This is a genomic window from Pseudomonas sp. SJZ079, assembly GCF_007993865.1.
Lineage (GTDB): Bacteria > Pseudomonadota > Gammaproteobacteria > Pseudomonadales > Pseudomonadaceae > Aquipseudomonas.
In genome coordinates, this window is record NZ_VIUH01000015.1 from 1 (window position 1) to 17,961 (window position 17,961).

Genomic DNA, 17,961 nt, shown 5'->3' on the forward strand with positions numbered 1-17,961 from the left:
TGCGCCGGAAGTGGTGCGCATTATAGGCCCAGCAGATTTGACGTCAACTGTTATTTCGCAGCCTATTCGGCTTTTAGCGAAATACGCGCAAAGGCCTTCTTGCCTGCCTGGCACACATGCACGCTGCCCACCTTATATATATAGCTACGATCCACCACCTCACCATCCACCCGCACACTTCCAGCCCCAAGCAGGTCCCTAGCCATCGCCGCATTCTTCACTAGGCCTGCCTTGTTCAGCAGGGCAGAGATAGGCATGTCTTCAGCAGCTAGCAATTCGATCTCAGGCAGGTCATCGGGCAGCTCGCCGTCTTTCATGCGGTTACCGGCAGAGCGATGGGCGCCCGCGGCGGCTTCCTCGCCATGAAAGCGCGCGACCAGCTCCTCCGCTAATTTGATCTTGATGTCTCGCGGGTTTGCCCCCTGCTCAACATCCAACCTGAACTGATTGATTTCACCCATTGAACGAAAACTCAGCAGCTCGAAATAACGCCACATCAAAGCGTCGGGAATCGACACTAACTTGCCGTACATGACGCCCGGCGCCTCTTGAATACCGACGTAGTTACCCAAGGACTTGGACATTTTTTTGACCCCGTCGAGGCCTTCAAGCAGCGGCATGGTGACGATGCACTGCGACTCCTGACCGTAAGCCCGCTGCAGCTCGCGCCCCATCAGCAGGTTGAACTTCTGATCGGTCCCACCCAGCTCCACATCAGCACGCAGCGCCACCGAGTCATAACCCTGCACGAGCGGGTAGAGGAACTCATGGATGGCGATCGGCTGATTGGTCGTGTAGCGCTTACTGAAATCATCACGTTCCAGCATGCGCGCGACGGTGTACTGCGAAGCCAGCCGGATGAAATCAGCAGGGGTCAGCTGATCCATCCAGGTAGCGTTGAACGCCACCTCGGTTTTCGCCGGATCGAGAATCTTGAACACTTGGTTCTTATACGTCTCGGCATTCGCCAGCACTTGCTCGCGCGTCAGCGGCGGCCGAGTTGCGCTCTTGCCGCTCGGATCACCGATCATGCCCGTGAAGTCGCCAATCAGGAAAATCACCTGATGCCCCAACTCCTGGAATTGGCGCAGCTTATTGATCAGCACGGTATGCCCAAGGTGGAGATCAGGGGCTGTCGGATCGAAGCCCGCTTTAATTCGTAGCGGTTGACCGCGCTTGAGCTTTTCAACCAGCTCGGATTCAACCAGAACCTCTTCTGCACCGCGCTTGATCAGCGCCAGCTGCTCTTCAACCGACTTCATAACAGGGCTCACGACTACTCAAAAATCAAAGGGAACCAACCATACAATATCGCAGACAAATAACAAGTTTTGCCCAGCGCCCACCCACTCCATCACCGCACAACTACGCTCAGGGTTGCCTCGTAGACGATTTGGTTATATTTTATACAGTTATTGCATATTCATCATTTTCTTCATCTCTTCTATCCATCTTTTCAAAGTCAAAAGCAGCCTATGACCCCTAAAACGACCAAAGCGCCGCCTCTATACCCGAAAAGCCATATCTTGGCTGCCAGCGGCGTAGCTGCACTGCTCAGTTTGTCCTTACTCGTGTTCCCATCCCGCGAAGTCGAAGCCAAGCGGACCTACCTTGCCCTGGAACTCGACAGCAGCCCCGCACTTGTGGTGCCGGAAAATGATGCCCCGCCACTCGACTCTGACCTAGAGGGTAAAGCCGCCTCACCCTTCGCCAAGATCGAAAGCACGCTAGAGAGTCAGAGTCCCGCTGAGCAAAATGCAGCTATAAAGGATACGGACACAGCACCCAGCCCTAGCGACACCCCTGCCGACCCCAGCCACAAGATCGTTAGCGTTGCGAATGGCGATACCCTGTCCACGGTATTTGCCAAAGTCGGCCTGTCCGCCAATGCCTTGCATGACGCGCTGAGCAGCAGCAAAGAGGCCAAGCAATTCAGCCGTCTTAAGGTTGGCCAGGAACTGGAATTTCAGCTGAGCGCGGACGGCCAACTCGAAAGCCTGCACAGCAAACTGAACGATCTAGAGAGCATCAGCCTGGCCAAGACTGAAAAAGGCTTCGCGTTCAAGCGCGAACTGGTCAAGCCAGACGTCAGGACTGCCTATGCTCACGGCATGATCAACAGTTCGCTGTTTCTCTCCGCCAAGCGCGCGGGCCTGTCACATGGCTTGACCATGGAACTGGCCAACGTCTTCGGCTACGACATCGACTTCGCCATGGATATTCGCAGAGGCGATGAGTTCGAACTGGTCTACGAAGAAAAAGTAGTTAACGGCAAGCGCGTCGACACCGGCAACATTCTCTCAGCACGCTTTACCAACCGCGGCAAAACCTTTACCGCCGTGCGTTACACCAACAAACAAGGCTCCACCAGCTACTACAACGCCAACGGCGAGAGCATGCGTAAAGCCTTCATCCGCACCCCCGTTGACTTCGCCCGCATCAGCTCGCGCTTTTCCAACGGCCGCCGCCACCCGATCCTCAATAAGATTCGCGCACACAAAGGCGTCGATTACGCCGCGCCGCGCGGAACACCAATCAAGGCTGCTGGTGATGGCAAGATTGTCCTCGCCGGACGCAAAGGCGGTTACGGCAATGCCGTTGTCCTGCAACACGGCAGTCGCTATCGCACGCTCTATGCACACATGCAGGGTTTCGCCAAAGGCATACGCACCGGCGGTAGCGTGAAGCAAGGACAAATCATCGGTTACATCGGCACCACCGGCCTTTCCACGGGTCCGCATCTGCATTATGAATTCCAGGTCAATGGCGTTCATGTCGACCCGCTGAGCCAGAAACTGCCCATGTCCGACCCGATCGCCAGTAGCGAGAAGGCTCGCTTCATGCAATTGAGCAAACCGCTGATGGCGAAGATGGATCAGGAAAGATCCACCCTGCTCGCCCTCAACAAGCGCTGATTGCGGTGCCGTATTACCTGGGGGTGATGTCTGGCACCAGTCTGGACGGTCTGGACATCGCCCTGATCGAACAGACCGACAAGACCACCCTCATCGCCACTCGCTACCTACCCATGCCGGCCGAGTTGCGCAACGAACTGCTGGCGTTGTGCTCGCCAGGCCCGGATGAATTGGCAAGGGCCGCCATGGCCGAACAGCGTTGGGTGCAACTGGCAGCGTATGGCATCAACGAACTGCTGGAGCAGAATCGGCTCAAGCCTGAGGCGATTCGCGCGATAGGCAGCCACGGTCAAACAGTACGCCATGAGCCCGCGCGCGGTTTCACCATCCAGATCGGTAATCCTGCCCTTCTTGCCGAACTCACCGGGATCTGCGTGATAAGTGACTTTCGCCGCCGCGACATCGCCGCCGGCGGACAAGGTGCTCCCTTGGTGCCGGCCTTTCATGAAGCCTTGTTCGATGACCAACGTAGCCGCCGAGCCGTGCTGAATATTGGCGGGTTCAGCAACCTTAGCCTGCTAACGCCCGGCCAGGCCGTACATGGCTTCGATTGCGGCCCGGGCAATGTCCTACTGGATGCCTGGATTCAACGCCAGCGCGGTGAAAGCTTCGACCGTGACGGCGCCTGGGCCGCCAGCGGGCAGGTGCAACCGCACTTGCTGCAAGCCCTGCAGAGCGACCCCTACTTCCAGACCCAGGGCCCCAAGAGTACCGGCCGCGAACTGTTCAACCTCACCTGGCTTGAACGGCATCTAAGCCGCCTGCCCGAGTACCCAGACGCGGATACTCAAGCGACGCTGCTAGAGTTGACTGCATCGAGCATTGTTGCCGCGCTGCAAAGCGCCCAGGCCCAGACCGAAGAACTGCTGGTCTGCGGTGGCGGCGCGAACAACCGCGCGTTAATGGCACGCCTGAGTGATCTGCTGCCTGGCTGCGCGGTCAACAGCACGGCGGCTCATGGCGTACCAGCGGACTGGGTGGAAGCCATGGCCTTCGCCTGGCTGGCACACTGCTGCCTGGAAGCTATTCCAGCTAACCGCCCCAGCGTCACGGGCGCCCGAGGACTAAGGGTACTGGGGGCGATCTATCCCGCCTGAGCACTGCCTTTTACAACCCCCTGAAACGACAACGCCGCGCACAAGGCGCGGCGTGAGCGTCGAGTCTCTGCTTACGATCAGATCGAAAAGGACGAACCGCAGCCACAGGTCGTGGTGGCATTCGGATTCTTGATCACAAAACGCGAGCCTTCCAGACCTTCCTGATAATCTACCTCGGCACCCGCCAGATACTGGAAGCTCATGGGGTCAACCACCAGGCTCACCCCCTCGCGCTCGACGATAGTGTCGTCATCGGCGACGTCTTCATCGAAAGTAAAGCCATACTGGAAGCCCGAACAACCGCCACCGGTCACGAATACACGTAACTTCAGGCGTGGGTTGCCTTCTTCATCGACCAGGCTCTTCACCTTGCTCGCGGCGCCCTGCGTGAATTGCAAAGCTGTAGGGGTGAAGGTTTCGACGCTCATGCTGACTATCTCCCGGCGCTAAGCGCCATACTGCGTTGGGCCCTGCATTATCCGCTTACCCTACAAAAGCGGTCAACTATTGTGCGTCGTCCAGTCGTTCTGGCAGTTCCAACGGGCGCGCGTGATCTTTCAGATGACACAAGCGCCCTTCGATCTGCGCGCCCATGGCCATCTCCATCAACCCGTAATAGAGGTCGCCGCGCACTCGCGCACGGGCGCCCAACTCCAGGTGCTCGCTGGCATGCACATCGCCGATCACCTCGCCGTCGATCACGATACGAGGCGCGCGGACTTCGCCCTCGACCAACCCTTCGACACTGATTCGCGCCATGCCGTCAGTGGCCAGCAAATTACCAGTCACGCGACCATCGACCTGCACCGCCCCCTGGAACTGTAAATCACCACTCAGCTCAGCCCCTGCGGCAATCAGGCTGGTCTTACCGGTAAAACGCTGTAGATCGGTTCTGCTTTTGTCTTTATTCCACATATACAACTGTCACTCTTCGTCGATCCATTTGAATGTACGCTCCAGCGGTTTCTCACCTTTGATTTCGGCGCGCACCTTGACCTGACGCGGTATAAAACCGTCAGGTAACTTCAGCTCGGCGAAGCGTCCAGCTTCGGGAATGGACTGGAAATGCTTGAACGCGAAGGAAATCACCTGATCATCCAGCTGATCAGGCAGCCCTTGGGTCAAGGCCGCCAACTCCAGACTGACCGGCGTGTCGCCCTGCACCCCTTCCACAGTCACCTGCAGTTTTCCCTCCAGGGGCTTCTCGTCCTTGCCCACCCGGCTGAGCAGCAGTTTGTAGCGAAATAGCTGCGGTGTGTCCGTGGCCTGCAACTCAAAGGCACGAATCCTCAGCCCCTTTCGTCGGCTCGCCGGCGCCAACACCCCTTTGTAGAAAGCCAAGTCCTGTTGTTGCTTGAATATCTGCTCCTCGAGCAGCTTGATGGTCAGGCGACTCTGCTCGTTAGCTTGCTGCGCGACTTTTTCGCCGCTGGAAACGACCGCCAGACGCTGGCGCAATTCTTCCAGCTCCTGCTCTTGCTCAGTCAGGCGCGCCTGCAGCGATTGCCGCTCCGCCACAACCACTTGCATAGTGCGCGCCTGCCACCAGCCTCCGGCATAGAACGCAACAGGAAGCGCCAGGCTCAACAGCAGTAGCGCCAAACGCATGCGCTTGGCGCCACGCGGGTCACTCGGCCGGACTTCCCAGCCGGCCATCAGGGCAACATGGCCGCATGCGCCAAGCCGAGACGTTCGTCGAGACCGAAGAGGATATTCATGTTCTGCAGCGCCTGCCCCGAGGCCCCCTTAACCAGATTGTCGATCACCGACAACACGACGACCAGGTCGCCACCTTGCGGGCGGTGCACGGCAATACGACAGACGTTGGCACCGCGCACGCTGCGGGTCTCGGGGTGACTGCCGGCCGGCATCACATCGACAAAAGGCTCCCGAGCATAACGCTGCTCGAACAACGCCTGCAGGTCGACCGTTCTGTCCGTCACGGTCGCATACAGGGTGGCGTGAATACCACGAATCATCGGCGTCAGATGTGGCACGAAGGTCAGACCTACCTCCGCACCGGCAGCCCGCCGCAAGCCCTGACGAATCTCCGGCAGATGACGGTGGCCCTTGACCCCATAGGCCTTCATGCTTTCGCCAGCCTCGCTGAACAGTGACCCTACGCTGGCACCACGTCCGGCGCCGCTGACCCCGGACTTGCAGTCGGCGATCAATTGCGCGGTATCGGCCAGGCCGGCTTCCAGCAGCGGGATCAGGCCCAGTTGCGCCGCTGTGGGGTAACATCCCGGCACCGCGATCAGCCGCGCAGTCTTGATCGCCTCGCGATTGACCTCGGGCAGACCATAGACCGCCTCAGGCAGCAGATCCGGGGCGCCGTGCGGCTGGCCATACCATTTCGCCCACTCTTCGGCGTCTTGCAGACGGAAGTCGGCGGACAGATCGATGACCTTGGTACCGGCCGCCAACAGCTCACCGGCCAAAGCGTGGGCCACCCCGTGCGGGGTGGCGAAGAACACCACATCGCAGGCGCCCAGGGTCGCCACATCCGGCACGCTGAACGCTAGGTCGGCGTAATGCCCGCGCAGGTTCGGATACATCTCATCGACGCGCAGGCCCGCTTCGGAGCGTGAAGTGATGACCTCGACGTGCGCCTGCGGATGCTGCGCCAACAGGCGCAGCAGCTCGACACCGGTGTAACCCGTGCCGCCAACGATCCCGACCTTGATCATCACTTGCCCCTTGAAAAAGCCATTGGAAAGCTGTCGATGATAAAGCCGCTGCGGCCAGGGGCCAACCGCCAGTGATGACGTATGCGGCATCGCCCACTACTATCGAGGCACTTTAATCGCGTGGAAATCGAATAATGCTCTACCTGTGGCTCAAAGCCCTGCACATCATCGCCATGGTCTGTTGGTTCGCCGGGCTGTTCTATCTGCCACGCCTGTTCGTCTATCACGCGATGAGTGACGACGAGACCAGCCGTCAGCGTTTCTGCGTGATGGAGCGCAAGCTGTATCGCGGCATCATGTTGCCGTCGATGCTCGCCACCCTGGTTTTCGGCATCTGGCTGCTCAGCCTCAACCCAAGCCTTTATCTCAGCCAGGGCTGGATGCACGCCAAACTCATCCTGGTGCTCCTACTGATCGGCTACCACCATGTCTGCGGCGCCCAGCTCAAGCGCTTCGCCCGTGGCGAAAACCAACGCAGTCACGTGTTCTACCGCTGGTTCAATGAAGCTCCGGTGCTCGCCCTGATCGCCATTGTCGTCCTGGTGATCGTTCGTCCGTTCTGACCCTGCCACACTCCTCAGCCGAAGGTGTCGCCATGTCCCTGCCCGCCCTGTTCGAACAACGTTTGCGTCTGCCAGTGGTTGCTGCCCCGATGTTCCTGGTATCCAACCCGCAGCTGGTATTGGCCTGTTGCCAAAGTGGCATCGTCGGCAGCTTTCCGGCGCTGAACCAGCGCGACAGCAGCGGCTTTAACGCTTGGCTGGACGAGATCGAAGCTGGACTTAGTCCCGAGGCGGCGCCCTACGCCGTTAACCTGATCGTGCATGGCAGTAACCCACGCCTGCAGGCGGATCTAGCGATCTGCGTAGAACACCGTGTGCCCATCGTCATCACCAGTCTCGGCGCGGTGAAGGAAGTGGTCGATGCGGTGCATAGCTACGGCGGCCTGGTGTTCCATGACGTGACCACCCGCCGCCATGCGGAGAAAGCGGCGGAAACCGGCGTCGATGGGTTGATCGCCGTGGCCGCAGGTGCCGGCGGGCATGCCGGCACCTGGAGTCCATTCGCGCTGATCGCCGAAATCCGCCAGTTTTTCGACAAAACCCTGCTGCTCGCCGGCTGCCTCAACCGTGGCCATGAGATTCTTGCCGCGCAGTTGCTCGGCGCCGACCTGGCTTACCTCGGCACACGCTTTATCGCCACGCAGGAAAACAATGCCACTACGGCTTACAAACAGATGATCGTCGATGCCAAAGCCGCCGATATCATTCACACCCCGGCAGTCTCCGGCGTACCGGCCAGCTTCATGCGCCGCAGCCTGGAGCTCGCCGGCTATGACCTGAAGCAGCTGCAAAACAAGGCCGAGGTCAATTACGGCGAGAAGCTCAAGCCGATCAGCGACGAGGCAAAAGCCTGGAAAACCGTGTGGTCGGCCGGCCAGGGCGTCGGCGCAATCGGCGACCTGCCAACGGTCGAGGCGCTGGTCGCGCGCCTGGATCGCGAATATCGCGCGGCACACAGCCAGGCCCAGCACCTGAAAAACTGCTGGCTACGCTGAAACTCGCAGCCTGTTCAGCCCAGACCCGGGAGGCTGCTCGACGGCGCCAACGCCCAGCCTGCCGCCACGCAGCCAGTAAATCTGTCCCCCGAGCAGTTTGTTTGGCAAGCGCCGTGCCCGCTAAGCTATCTTGATTATTCCTCCATGGCGCCGACAAGGAAGCCCGCATGACCCAAGCCCGTTTCAAGATTGTCTTCAATGGTGAACTGATGCCCGAAGTGGCCCTCGATACCGCCAAAGACAACCTTGCCCGACTGTTCAAGAGTGACCGCACGCGAATCAATAGCCTGTTCAGCGGCAGCACCTTCGCCCTCAAACGCGACCTGGGTGAAAGCGAGGCCGACCAGTATCTGGCGGCCTTGCAACGCGCTGGCGCCAACGCGCGCAAGGAGCCGGACCTGGCAGCCAGCCTAACCCTGGTGGAAACCGAAGAGCACAACCCCGTCGTAGCAGCCGACACGGTCAGTGGCGCTGAGATGACCTGCCCCAAGTGCGGGAAACAGCAAGCTAAAACAGCAGAATGCTCGGCATGCGGGATCATCATCGAGAAATACCTGGCTCGCCAAGCCTTGCTGGCCGAGAGCGCGCCGAGAGTTGCCTCGAACAACGTCAGCTCCAATACCCCCTATGCGCCGCCACAGGCCGCCGTCGGCGAGGCCGTGGCGGAAATCGGCGATCTCAAGGTGTTCTCCACCGATGGCCGGATCGGTCGCTTACGCTACCTGGCCTGGTCGCTGGTGCTGATGTTCGCCGCCAGCGGCGTCATGGCCGTAGTGGCCATCGCCGCCAGCATCTCCGAGGTACTCGGCGGCTTGCTCGGCATCGCGGTAGTGATCGGCATGCTGGTGGTCAGCGTGCAGATAGGCGCACAACGCCTGCATGACATCGGCTGGAGTGGCTGGCTGCTGCTGCTGAACATTGTGCCCATCATCAACAGCGTGTTCTGGTTGCTGATGCTAGTGATTCCCGGCACCCTTGGCGCCAACCGTTTCGGCCCACCGCAACCGGCCAACAGCACTGCGGTCAAGGTACTGGCCGGGTTGTTCCTGGCGTTGCTGCTCGGCGGCGTCCTGACCTTGTTTCTCGGCGGTTTTGCCATGCTCGGCTTGGCCTTGAGCGGCCTCGATCTCGGCGCGTTGGGCACACCCAGCAACTGACCGGTCACTGGGCCGCAGTCATTTACTTGCAGGCCCAGGCAACCCTCGGCCACCGCCGCGGTCGAAGCCGACCCGTCACGGAGAAACGCAATGCCCCGTTATGCCCTGATCACCGGTGCCTCAAGCGGTATAGGCCTGGCCCTGGCCGAAGCCCTGGCGCGCCAGGGGCGCAATGTAATTCTGGTGGCGCGCCAACGCCATGCACTGGAAAGCATCGCCTGTGAGCTGAGCCAGCGCTTTGGCGTAGAGGTACTGTTTCGGGTCTGCGACCTGAGCGAGCCGCTGCAGTTGTCCGGCTTACTGCATGAGCTGGAGCAAAGCGAACTGAGCATCGACTTGCTGGTGAACAACGCCGGGCTGGGCAACTCCGGCGCCTTTGTCGCGCAGGACTGGAAGCGCGAACAGCAACTGATCGAAGTCAACATCCTCGCCCTCGCCCGGCTCTGTCATAGCATCGGCACCATCATGGCGGGTCAAGGCCACGGGCAAATCCTCAATGTCGCCTCGGTAGCGGGCTTTCAGCCCGGCGCCTGGATGAGCAACTACTACGCGAGCAAGGCCTATGTATTGCACTTCTCCGAGGGGCTGCGTGAAGAGCTCAAGGAGTACGGCGTCAGCGTGTCGGTGCTGTGCCCCGGACCGACACGCAGCGCCTTCTTTCGCAACGCGCAGCTTGATAGCGCACCATTGGAAAGCAGCAAATTACTGATGAGCGCCGAGGAAGTGGCGCTCATCACGGTCAGAGCGCTGGAAAAGAAGCGCGCGATCATCATTCCCGGCTGGCGCAATCGGCTGATGTCCATGCTGCCGCGCTGGGCCCCACGCTGGCTGGTACGCAAAGCTGCAGCCAGGATCAATCGACGCTTTACCCGCGCGGATTGACCCTTGGCGGCTTAGCCATTGGCATTCACCGTGCGGCCGTCGGCCCAGCTGCGCAGGGCGTTGAGATTTTCTGCCATGACCACTGACAACGGCGCCGTGCTCTGGATGCTCTGCAGCAGCAAGGCCTGATCGACAGCCTTCTGCTGCGCCTGAGCGGCGTACAGCGCACTGACCACCACCTGCTCGATCTCCGCTCCGGAAAAACCCTCGCTGGCGTCCACCAACAGGCTCATATCGAAATCGCCGGGTTCCAGCTCGCGCCGGGCCAGGTGGATACGGAAGATATCCAGGCGCACCTCAGCATCCGGCAGGTCGACGAAGAACAGCTCATCGAAGCGTCCCTTGCGCACCAACTCGGGCGGCAGGCGTTCGATGACGTTGGCGGTGGCCACCATAAATACCGGCGCTTTGCGCTCGCTCATCCAGGTCAACAGGGTCCCCAGCACACGCTGACTGACCCCGCCGTCGTGCTCGCCACTGGCCAGGCCCTTCTCGATTTCGTCCATCCACAGCACGCAAGGCGCCATCTGCTCGGCCAACTTCAAGGCCTCGCGCAGGTTGCGTTCGGTCTCGCCGAAGAACTTGTTGTACAGGCAGGCGAAGTCCAAGCGCAGCAACGGCAAGCCCCACAGCCCAGCCACCGCCTTGGCCGCCAGACTCTTGCCACCGCCCTGCACCCCGACCAGCAGCACGCCCTTGGGCAAGTCGACGCCCTTGGCGTCGAGGAAAACCGCCTGACGCTCGGCCAGCCAGCGCTTCAAATTGTTCAGCCCGCCGACTTCGGCAAAACGTGCGGTGTCGTACTCGAAGCTCAACACCCCGTCCAGGTCGAGCAGCTGGAACTTGGTCTTGTTCAGCTCGGGCAGGTCTTCCTGAGTAATGGCGCCGTCATCGCAGATGACGTTGCGCGCCAAGGTGCGCGCCTCGGCATGGCTCAGACCGCGCAGGTTCTTCACCACCTGCTGCAAGGTGCGGTTATCGGTGCGCACGCGGGCGTTGTGGTTGCGCTCGCTCCAGTGACTGGCCTCCTCGCGAACGATGGCCAGCAGCTCGTCCTCAGAAGGCAAGGCCAAGCTGAAGCGCGCGGCATAACGCTGCACGTCTGGCGGCAGCTTGCAGGCGTAGGACACCAGCACCAGCGTCGGCTTGTGCGGGCTGGTGCACATGGCAATCTCCTTGAGCAGGCGCACCAGCCTGGGGTTGTCGTCGAGAAAGGGATGCAGGTCGCACATGACGTAGAGATTCGCCAGCGGATCGGCCTTGATCAACCGTAGGGCGGCCTCCGGCTCCTGAGTCTGACCATCGCCCAGCGGTTCTCCGCCAAAGCCGAGGCGCTGCAAACCCTCGGTCACCGACCAGGTATGCAAGCCGAGTCCGCGCTTGACCGCCAAGCCGGTAAGGGTTTCCAGCACCCGGGGTTCGTCCCAGGATTCGACAAGGACCAGCTTGACCTTGGAGTCGAGCACCAGGCCCAGGTCATGAATATCGTTTTTCACGCAAACTCCTTGTACGTGCGTCACCACTGGCCGGGACAAACACCCACCGTTAAACTCGAATTTCTTTCAACAGGCCGGGAGACTGTCCATGGACTGTCTGTTCTGCAGAATCGTCGCCGGTGAAATACCCGCGCGCAAGCTTTATGAAGACGACCAAGTGTTTGCCTTTCACGATATTGGCCCGCAGGCGCCCGTGCACTTTCTGGTCATCCCGAAAAAACATATCCCCACGCTGAACGATCTCACTGAAGAGGACAAAGCCCTGACCGGACACATGCTCTTCACCGCGCAACGCCTGGCCAACGAGCTCGGCTGCGAGGCCGGCTTCCGCGTGGTGATGAATTGCAATGATCAAGGCGGGCAAACCGTCCACCACATTCATATGCATGTACTCGGTCAGCGCCAGATGACCTGGCCACCGGGTTAATCGAAAACATTACCGGACTGGCCGGCCACCCGGAAGCTGGACGATATACCCCACAGGCTTGGCTGATAGCGAGGCAAAACGCCTCAGACCTGGCTCAAGCCTATGCTCGACGATTGGAGTAAACTGGGCCGCGTTGCTCACGCCGGAGGTTCCATGGCCAACGAACGCCTTTACTCACCCATCGACCGCCTGTTGCTGCAAGCCGATGTGGCACTGCGCACCCTGCTGCCCTTCAGCGGCCAACCCAGCCGCCCTTCGCCGGCCATTGTGCAGCCTGAAGCCGAACTGGATGAGCAGGTAGCGCAGCACGTTGCCGGCCTGATGCGCATCAACCACACGGGCGAGGTATGCGCCCAGGCGCTGTACCAGGGACAAGCGCTGACCGCCAAGCTACCCGCGGTACGCAGCGCCATGGAGCACGCCGCCGACGAGGAGGTCGATCATCTGGCCTGGTGCGAACAGCGCATCCGTCAGCTCGGCAGCCACCCCAGCGTGCTCAATCCACTGTTCTATGGCTTGTCATTTGGCGTGGGCGCGGTCGCCGGCTTGATCAGCGACAAGGTCAGCCTGGGCTTCGTCGCCGCCACCGAAGACCAGGTGGTCAAACACCTCGACGAACACTTGCAGCAGATCCCGCCCAGCGACGAAAAGTCCCGGGCAATTCTCGAGCAGATGCGCGAAGACGAGGCCCTGCACGCCACCAGCGCCCTGGAAGCCGGCGGCCTACGTTTCCCGTTGCCGGTTAAATTCGGCATGAGCCTGGTCGCCAAGGTCATGACCACAAGCACCTACCGCATCTAAATCCAGCGGACAGCAAAAAGGGGCGCTTGAGGCGCCCCTTCTTATTGTCAGCTTCAGCAAGCACAACTGCTTGGCGTCTGGATCAACGCGGCATATTGCGCGCGTAAAAGATCTCCAGCATCTCGTGGCGCACGCGCTCTTCCACCTGAGCGCGCTGCTCAGGGGTCAGATTGTTGGTGGCATCGCCGAACAGGTAGCTGTCCAGTTCGAAGTCCTTGAGCAACATCTTGGTGTGGAACAGGTTCTCCTGATACACATTGACGTCGGTCATCTGGTACGACGCCTGGGTATCGTCGGAGAGGTAGTTCTGAATCGAATTGATCTCATGGTCGATGAAGTGCTTCTTGCCTTCCACGTCACGGGTGAATCCGCGCACGCGATAATCGACGGTGACGATGTCCGAATCGAACTGATGAATCAGGTAGTTCAACGCCTTGAGCGGAGAAATCACCCCGCAGGTCGACACGTCGATGTCCACACGGAAGGTAGCGATGCCATCCACCGGATGAATCTCCGGATAGGTGTGCACGGTGATGTGGCTCTTATCCAGATGGGCGAGAATGGTCTCGGGCAACGGGCCTGGCGACTCCTCAATCTGACTTTCCGTCGGGTCAACCGGCTGCTCGGAAATCAAAATGGTCACGCTGGCGCCTTGCGGGTCGTAATCCTGCCGGGCGATGTTGAGGATATTAGCGCCGATAATGTCGACAACATCCGTGAGAATCTGGGTCAGGCGCTCGGCATCGTACTCTTCGTCGATGTACTGCACATAGGCCTGCTGGTCTTCCGCGGTTTCCGCGTAGCAGATGTCATAGATGTTGAAGCTCAAGGTCTTCGTCAGGTTGTTGAACCCGTGGAGCCTGAGTTTGCTTTTCATCACCGTTGAAACTCTCTATATGGATGCGGCCTGACCGCGTGATCGAGCATGCCCGTCAGATGCGCAGTGCGCTCCTGCGTAGGACGATGAACACCTCTTCGCATTGGCGATTTTGATTGCTTGCATGGCGCGCAAAGCGCCCCGAAAAAAGGCGCGGCTATCCAGGTGACGCGCACCGGCCGCCAGGGTGTGGCCAATGCAACTGCTCAAAGGATTTCAGCCCAGTTCGATGATTTCATAGTCGTGACTGATCTCGACCCCTGCGCGGCCGAGCATGATCGAAGCCGAGCAGTACTTCTCTGCCGACAGCTCCACCGCACGCTTGACCTGCGCCTCTTTCAAACCACGGCCCTTGACCACGAAGTGCAGGTGGATTTTGGTAAACACCTTGGGCTCTTCACTGGCGCGCTCGGCCTCCAGAAATGCTTCACAGCTCTCTACCGGCTGTCGGGATTTTTTCAGGATGCTGACCACATCGAAGTTGCTGCAACCGCCAAGGCCGATCAGCAGCATTTCCATGGGGCGCACACCCAGGTTACGCCCACCGCTCTCCGGCGGACCATCCATCACTACCGCGTGGCCGCTGCCCGACTCGCCGAGAAACAGGGCTTCGCCGGCCCACTGAATGCGCGCTTTCATTACCAAGCCTCCGCTGTTAAAAAGGGACGCAGCTTACCACAGCGCTTTTTGTTGCCAGGCTACAGCTGATAACCTGAAAGTTCCTTGGCAAGGTGTTATCCAGGTCGCAAAATCGCCCCCCATCACTGACCCTCTGTTAAGCTGGCGCCGGATTACTGGCACACTTAGCCGGATAACTAATAAAAAACTTGCCTGTCGGACAAAGGCTCATCTTTTATATTCGGGAATCGGGCATGGTCGCTATTACCCTCACACCTAAAATCAAGAATCTCGACAAACTCCTCGCACACTGTCACCGCCGCCGCTATACGGCGAAAAGTACCATCATCTATGCGGGCGATCGTTGCGAAACCCTGTTCTTCATCGTCAAAGGCTCGGTCACCATCCTGATCGAAGATGACGATGGTCGTGAAATGATCATCGCCTACCTCAACCCCGGAGACTTTTTCGGCGAGATGGGCCTGTTCGAAAAAGAAGGTGCGGAGAAAGAGCGCAGCGCCTGGGTACGGGCGAAAACCGAATGCGAAGTCGCTGAGCTCAGTTACGCCAAATTCCGTGAGCTGACCCAGCAAGACCCGGACATCCTCTATGCCCTGGGTAGCCAGATGGCCGAGCGCCTGCGCAACACCACGCGCAAGGTCGGCGACCTGGCTTTCCTCGACGTCACTGGGCGTGTAGCGCGCACCCTGCTCGACCTGTGCAAGCAACCCGACGCCATGACCCACCCGGACGGCATGCAGATCAAGATCACTCGCCAGGAAATCGGCCGCATCGTCGGCTGCTCGCGAGAGATGGTCGGTCGCGTATTGAAGACCCTGGAAGAGCAGGAATTGGTCTACGTCAAAGGCAAAACCATGGTGGTGTTCGGCACCCGCTGAATTCTTCAGATCTAAAAAAACCGGCGCATGTGCCGGTTTTTTATTCAACTTATTCAGGCTGGTCAGTCGACATCCAGACCGCTGACCACCCGCTTGCCTCCGGGAAAGAACAGGCGCTCCAGCTCGGCGCCGGGATTTTCCGCGCGCATAAACGCCTCGCCGACCAGAAAGGCGTAGACCTCACTGATTTCCATCAACTCGACATCGGCGCGATTGAGGATGCCACTCTCGGTCACCACCAGACGGTCGCGCGGAATCCGCGGCAACAGGTCCAGGGTAGTTTCCAGGCTCACCTCGAAGCTGTGCAGGTTGCGGTTGTTGATCCCCACCAGCGGCGTATCCAGGGTATTCAGCGCGCGATCCAGTTCATCGCCATCGTGCACTTCCACCAGCACATCGAGATCGTGAGCCTTGGCGGTCGCCGCCAGCTCGGCCATCTGCGCATCGGACAGGGCCGAGACGATCAGCAACACGCAGTCCGCGCCCAAGGCACGGGCCTCGACGATCTGGTACGGGTCGATCATGAAGTCCTTGCGAATCACCGGCAGCGAGCAGGCGCTGCGGGCCTCCTGCAAATAACGGTCAGCGCCCTGAAAGAAATCCACATCGGTCAGCACCGAGAGGCAGGTCGCCCCCCCGGCCTGGTAACTCTGAGCCAGCTCCGCCGGCACGAACTGCTCGCGCAGCACGCCTTTGCTTGGTGAGGCCTTCTTGATCTCGGCAATCACCGCCGGCTGCTTGCGCTTGGCCTGGGCCAGCAAGGCCTGGGCGAAGCCACGGGGCGCATCGGCGGCCCGCGCTTGCTGTTCGACCTCGGCGAGGCTGACCAGGGCGCGGCGTGCGGCCACTTCTTCGGCCTTGCGGGCGAGAATCTTTTCCAGAACGGTCGGCAGGCTCACCCTTCATTCTCCTGTTTGAACACTGCGGTGAAGGACACCAGCTCCTGCAGCTTTTCCCAGGCCAGGCCGGTGTGCAGTGCATCGTGGGCCATGTCCATGCCTTGCTGGAGACTGCTGGCCAGATCGGCAGCATAGAGCGCGGCGCCGGCGTTGAGCACGATCATGTCGACGGCTTTCTGCCCGGCCTCGGTCTTGCGCCGACCCAGCGCGTCGCGAATCAGCGCCAGGGACTCGGCGGGGGTTTCCACGGTAAGCCCGATCAGGCTCTGGCTCTTGATGCCAAAGTCTTCCGGCTGGATACGGTACTCGCTGACCACGCCACCTTTCAGCTCGGCCACATAGGTCGGCGCAGCCAGGCTGATCTCATCCAGGCCATCATGGGCATGCACCACCAGCACGTGCTCACTGCCCAAGCGTTGCAACACTTCGGCCAGCGGCCGGCACAGCGCCTGGCTGAACACTCCGATCACCTGGTGCTTGACCCCGGCCGGATTGGTCATCGGCCCGAGCATATTGAAAATAGTCCGTAGCCCCAACTCACGACGCGGGCCAATGGCATGCTTCATCGCGCCGTGATGGGCCGGGGCGAACATGAAACCGACACCGACGCTCTCCACGCAACGCGCGACCTGCGCCGGCGTCAGGCTGAGGTAAACCCCGGCCGCCTCCAACAGATCGGCACTGCCGCTCTTGCCGGAGACCGCACGATTGCCGTGCTTGGCCACCTTGCCGCCGGCCGCCGCGACGACGAAGGCCGCCGCCGTGGAGACGTTGAAGATGTTCATGCCATCGCCGCCGGTACCGCAGGTGTCGACCAGGCGCTCGGCGTCGATCTGCACCGGTGAGGCCAGCTCGCGCATCAGCTTGGCTGCACCGGTGATCTCGTCGATGGTCTCGCTCTTCATGCGCAGGCCCATGAGGAAGGCGCCGATCTGCGCGTCGCTGCACTGCCCGGTCATGATCTCGCGCATCACGTCCTGCATTTCCTCGGTACTGAGATCGAGCTGACCGACCACCCGATTGAGGGCTTCCTTGATGTTCATTGGCGCACGCCTCCGTGTTGGTTGAGGAAATTGGCAAACAGCTCGTGACCCTGCTCGGTGAGAATAGACTCGGGGTGAAACTGCACACCTTCGATGTTCAGGGCCTTGTGGCGCAGGCCCATGATTTCATCGAGCGAGCCGTCGTCCAGCTGAGTCCAGGCCGTGACCTCCAGACAGCCCGGCAGGGTTTCGCGCTTGACCACCAGCGAATGATAGCGGGTCACCGTCAGCGGCTTGTTGAGCCCGGCGAAAACGCCCAGGTCCTGGTGAAACACCGGACTTGTCTTGCCGTGCATCACCTGACGCGCGCGCACCACATCGCCGCCGAAGGCCTGGCCGATGCTCTGGTGGCCCAGGCAGACGCCGAGAATCGGCAGCTTGCCGGCAAAATGAGCAATCACCGCCAGCGACACCCCGGCCTCGGTCGGCGTGCAGGGGCCCGGGGAAACGACGATGCGCTCGGGCTTTAGCGCCTCGATCTCGGCGACGCTCAGTTCGTCGTTGCGAATCACCTTGACCTCGGCACCCAGTTCGCCGAGGTACTGCACCACGTTGTAGGTAAAGGAGTCGTAATTATCGATCATCAGCAGCATGGCAGGACT

Annotated in this window: 20 protein-coding genes; 9 read left to right on the plus strand and 11 right to left on the minus strand. The window is 60.3% G+C overall.

The window, feature by feature from the left end; all coding sequences use genetic code 11:
- Positions 1-62 precede the first annotated feature (62 nt).
- Entirely contained in the window at positions 63-1,262 is a 1,200-nt protein-coding gene (tyrS, locus tag FBY03_RS14235) for a tyrosine--tRNA ligase (RefSeq protein WP_147173032.1), read from the minus strand.
- 213 nt (positions 1,263-1,475) lie between these two features.
- Here tyrS and FBY03_RS14240 point away from each other — a divergent pair, with 213 nt between their 5' ends.
- Together FBY03_RS14240 and FBY03_RS14245 are read left to right on the plus strand one after the other, a co-directional pair.
- Positions 1,476-2,915 (plus strand): peptidoglycan DD-metalloendopeptidase family protein, encoded by a 1,440-nt coding sequence (locus tag FBY03_RS14240; protein ID WP_147173138.1) that lies wholly within the window; start codon positions 1,476-1,478, stop codon positions 2,913-2,915.
- A gap of 5 nt (positions 2,916-2,920) precedes the next feature.
- Positions 2,921-4,012: an anhydro-N-acetylmuramic acid kinase gene (locus FBY03_RS14245; protein WP_147173033.1), complete on the plus strand. Its 1,092-nt coding sequence runs from the start codon at positions 2,921-2,923 to the stop codon at positions 4,010-4,012.
- A gap of 77 nt (positions 4,013-4,089) precedes the next feature.
- On the opposite strand, the gene erpA is transcribed toward FBY03_RS14245, so the two are convergent.
- From erpA to argC, 4 genes are all read right to left on the minus strand, one after another.
- Positions 4,090-4,440 (minus strand): iron-sulfur cluster insertion protein ErpA, encoded by a 351-nt coding sequence (gene erpA, locus FBY03_RS14250; protein WP_025163181.1) that lies wholly within the window; start codon positions 4,438-4,440, stop codon positions 4,090-4,092.
- Between the two features lie 76 nt (positions 4,441-4,516).
- Entirely contained in the window at positions 4,517-4,927 is a 411-nt protein-coding gene (locus FBY03_RS14255) for a polymer-forming cytoskeletal protein (RefSeq protein WP_147173034.1), read from the minus strand.
- A gap of 9 nt (positions 4,928-4,936) precedes the next feature.
- Positions 4,937-5,668: a DUF6776 family protein gene (locus FBY03_RS14260; RefSeq protein WP_256677934.1), complete on the minus strand. Its 732-nt coding sequence runs from the start codon at positions 5,666-5,668 to the stop codon at positions 4,937-4,939.
- Positions 5,668-6,702: an N-acetyl-gamma-glutamyl-phosphate reductase gene (argC, locus tag FBY03_RS14265; RefSeq protein WP_147173035.1), complete on the minus strand. Its 1,035-nt coding sequence runs from the start codon at positions 6,700-6,702 to the stop codon at positions 5,668-5,670. Before argC ends, FBY03_RS14260 begins: the two co-directional genes overlap by 1 nt.
- Positions 6,703-6,836: 134 nt before the next feature.
- On the opposite strand from argC, the gene hemJ reads away from it, so the two are divergent.
- The 4 genes from hemJ (at position 6,837) to FBY03_RS14285 (ending at position 10,299) form a co-directional block, all read left to right on the plus strand.
- A complete protein-coding gene (hemJ, locus tag FBY03_RS14270) occupies positions 6,837-7,265 on the plus strand; it encodes a protoporphyrinogen oxidase HemJ (protein WP_147173036.1) in 429 nt (142 codons plus the stop codon).
- 32 nt (positions 7,266-7,297) lie between these two features.
- Positions 7,298-8,260 (plus strand): nitronate monooxygenase family protein, encoded by a 963-nt coding sequence (locus tag FBY03_RS14275; RefSeq protein WP_147173037.1) that lies wholly within the window; start codon positions 7,298-7,300, stop codon positions 8,258-8,260.
- A gap of 167 nt (positions 8,261-8,427) precedes the next feature.
- A complete protein-coding gene (locus tag FBY03_RS14280; protein WP_147173038.1) occupies positions 8,428-9,417 on the plus strand; it encodes a DUF805 domain-containing protein in 990 nt (329 codons plus the stop codon).
- Positions 9,418-9,507: 90 nt separating this feature from the next.
- The gene (locus FBY03_RS14285) at positions 9,508-10,299 is read left to right on the plus strand and encodes an SDR family oxidoreductase (protein WP_147173039.1); all 792 of its coding nucleotides are present in this window, start codon (positions 9,508-9,510) and stop codon (positions 10,297-10,299) included.
- 11 nt (positions 10,300-10,310) lie between these two features.
- Here the strand turns inward: FBY03_RS14285 and FBY03_RS14290 are convergent, their stop codons facing one another.
- Entirely contained in the window at positions 10,311-11,795 is a 1,485-nt protein-coding gene (locus FBY03_RS14290; protein ID WP_147173040.1) for an AAA family ATPase, read from the minus strand.
- A gap of 88 nt (positions 11,796-11,883) precedes the next feature.
- On the opposite strand from FBY03_RS14290, the gene FBY03_RS14295 reads away from it, so the two are divergent.
- Both FBY03_RS14295 and coq7 read left to right on the plus strand, forming a co-directional pair.
- Positions 11,884-12,222, plus strand: a complete 339-nt coding sequence (locus FBY03_RS14295) for a histidine triad nucleotide-binding protein (protein WP_147173041.1) — start codon at positions 11,884-11,886, stop codon at positions 12,220-12,222.
- Between the two features lie 153 nt (positions 12,223-12,375).
- Positions 12,376-13,023: a 2-polyprenyl-3-methyl-6-methoxy-1,4-benzoquinone monooxygenase gene (gene coq7, locus FBY03_RS14300; RefSeq protein WP_147173042.1), complete on the plus strand. Its 648-nt coding sequence runs from the start codon at positions 12,376-12,378 to the stop codon at positions 13,021-13,023.
- 82 nt (positions 13,024-13,105) lie between these two features.
- On the opposite strand, the gene speD is transcribed toward coq7, so the two are convergent.
- Both speD and FBY03_RS14310 read right to left on the minus strand, forming a co-directional pair.
- Complete coding sequence (gene speD, locus FBY03_RS14305; RefSeq protein ID WP_147173043.1) at positions 13,106-13,900, minus strand: adenosylmethionine decarboxylase; 795 nt, start codon at positions 13,898-13,900, stop codon at positions 13,106-13,108.
- A gap of 216 nt (positions 13,901-14,116) precedes the next feature.
- The gene (locus FBY03_RS14310) at positions 14,117-14,539 is read right to left on the minus strand and encodes an OsmC family protein (RefSeq protein WP_147173044.1); all 423 of its coding nucleotides are present in this window, start codon (positions 14,537-14,539) and stop codon (positions 14,117-14,119) included.
- A gap of 233 nt (positions 14,540-14,772) precedes the next feature.
- Between FBY03_RS14310 and crp the strand changes: the two genes are divergently transcribed.
- A complete protein-coding gene (gene crp, locus FBY03_RS14315; protein ID WP_147173045.1) occupies positions 14,773-15,417 on the plus strand; it encodes a cAMP-activated global transcriptional regulator CRP in 645 nt (214 codons plus the stop codon).
- 62 nt (positions 15,418-15,479) lie between these two features.
- Here the strand turns inward: crp and trpC are convergent, their stop codons facing one another.
- From trpC to FBY03_RS14330, 3 genes are read right to left on the minus strand one after another with little or no spacing between them, the layout of a single operon-like run.
- A complete protein-coding gene (gene trpC / locus FBY03_RS14320) occupies positions 15,480-16,316 on the minus strand; it encodes an indole-3-glycerol phosphate synthase TrpC (protein WP_147173046.1) in 837 nt (278 codons plus the stop codon).
- Complete coding sequence (trpD, locus tag FBY03_RS14325; protein ID WP_147173047.1) at positions 16,313-17,359, minus strand: anthranilate phosphoribosyltransferase; 1,047 nt, start codon at positions 17,357-17,359, stop codon at positions 16,313-16,315. The genes trpC and trpD overlap by 4 nt, the downstream gene beginning before the upstream one ends.
- Positions 17,356-17,952, minus strand: a complete 597-nt coding sequence (locus FBY03_RS14330) for an aminodeoxychorismate/anthranilate synthase component II (protein ID WP_147173048.1) — start codon at positions 17,950-17,952, stop codon at positions 17,356-17,358. The genes trpD and FBY03_RS14330 overlap by 4 nt, the downstream gene beginning before the upstream one ends.
- Positions 17,953-17,961 lie beyond the last annotated feature (9 nt).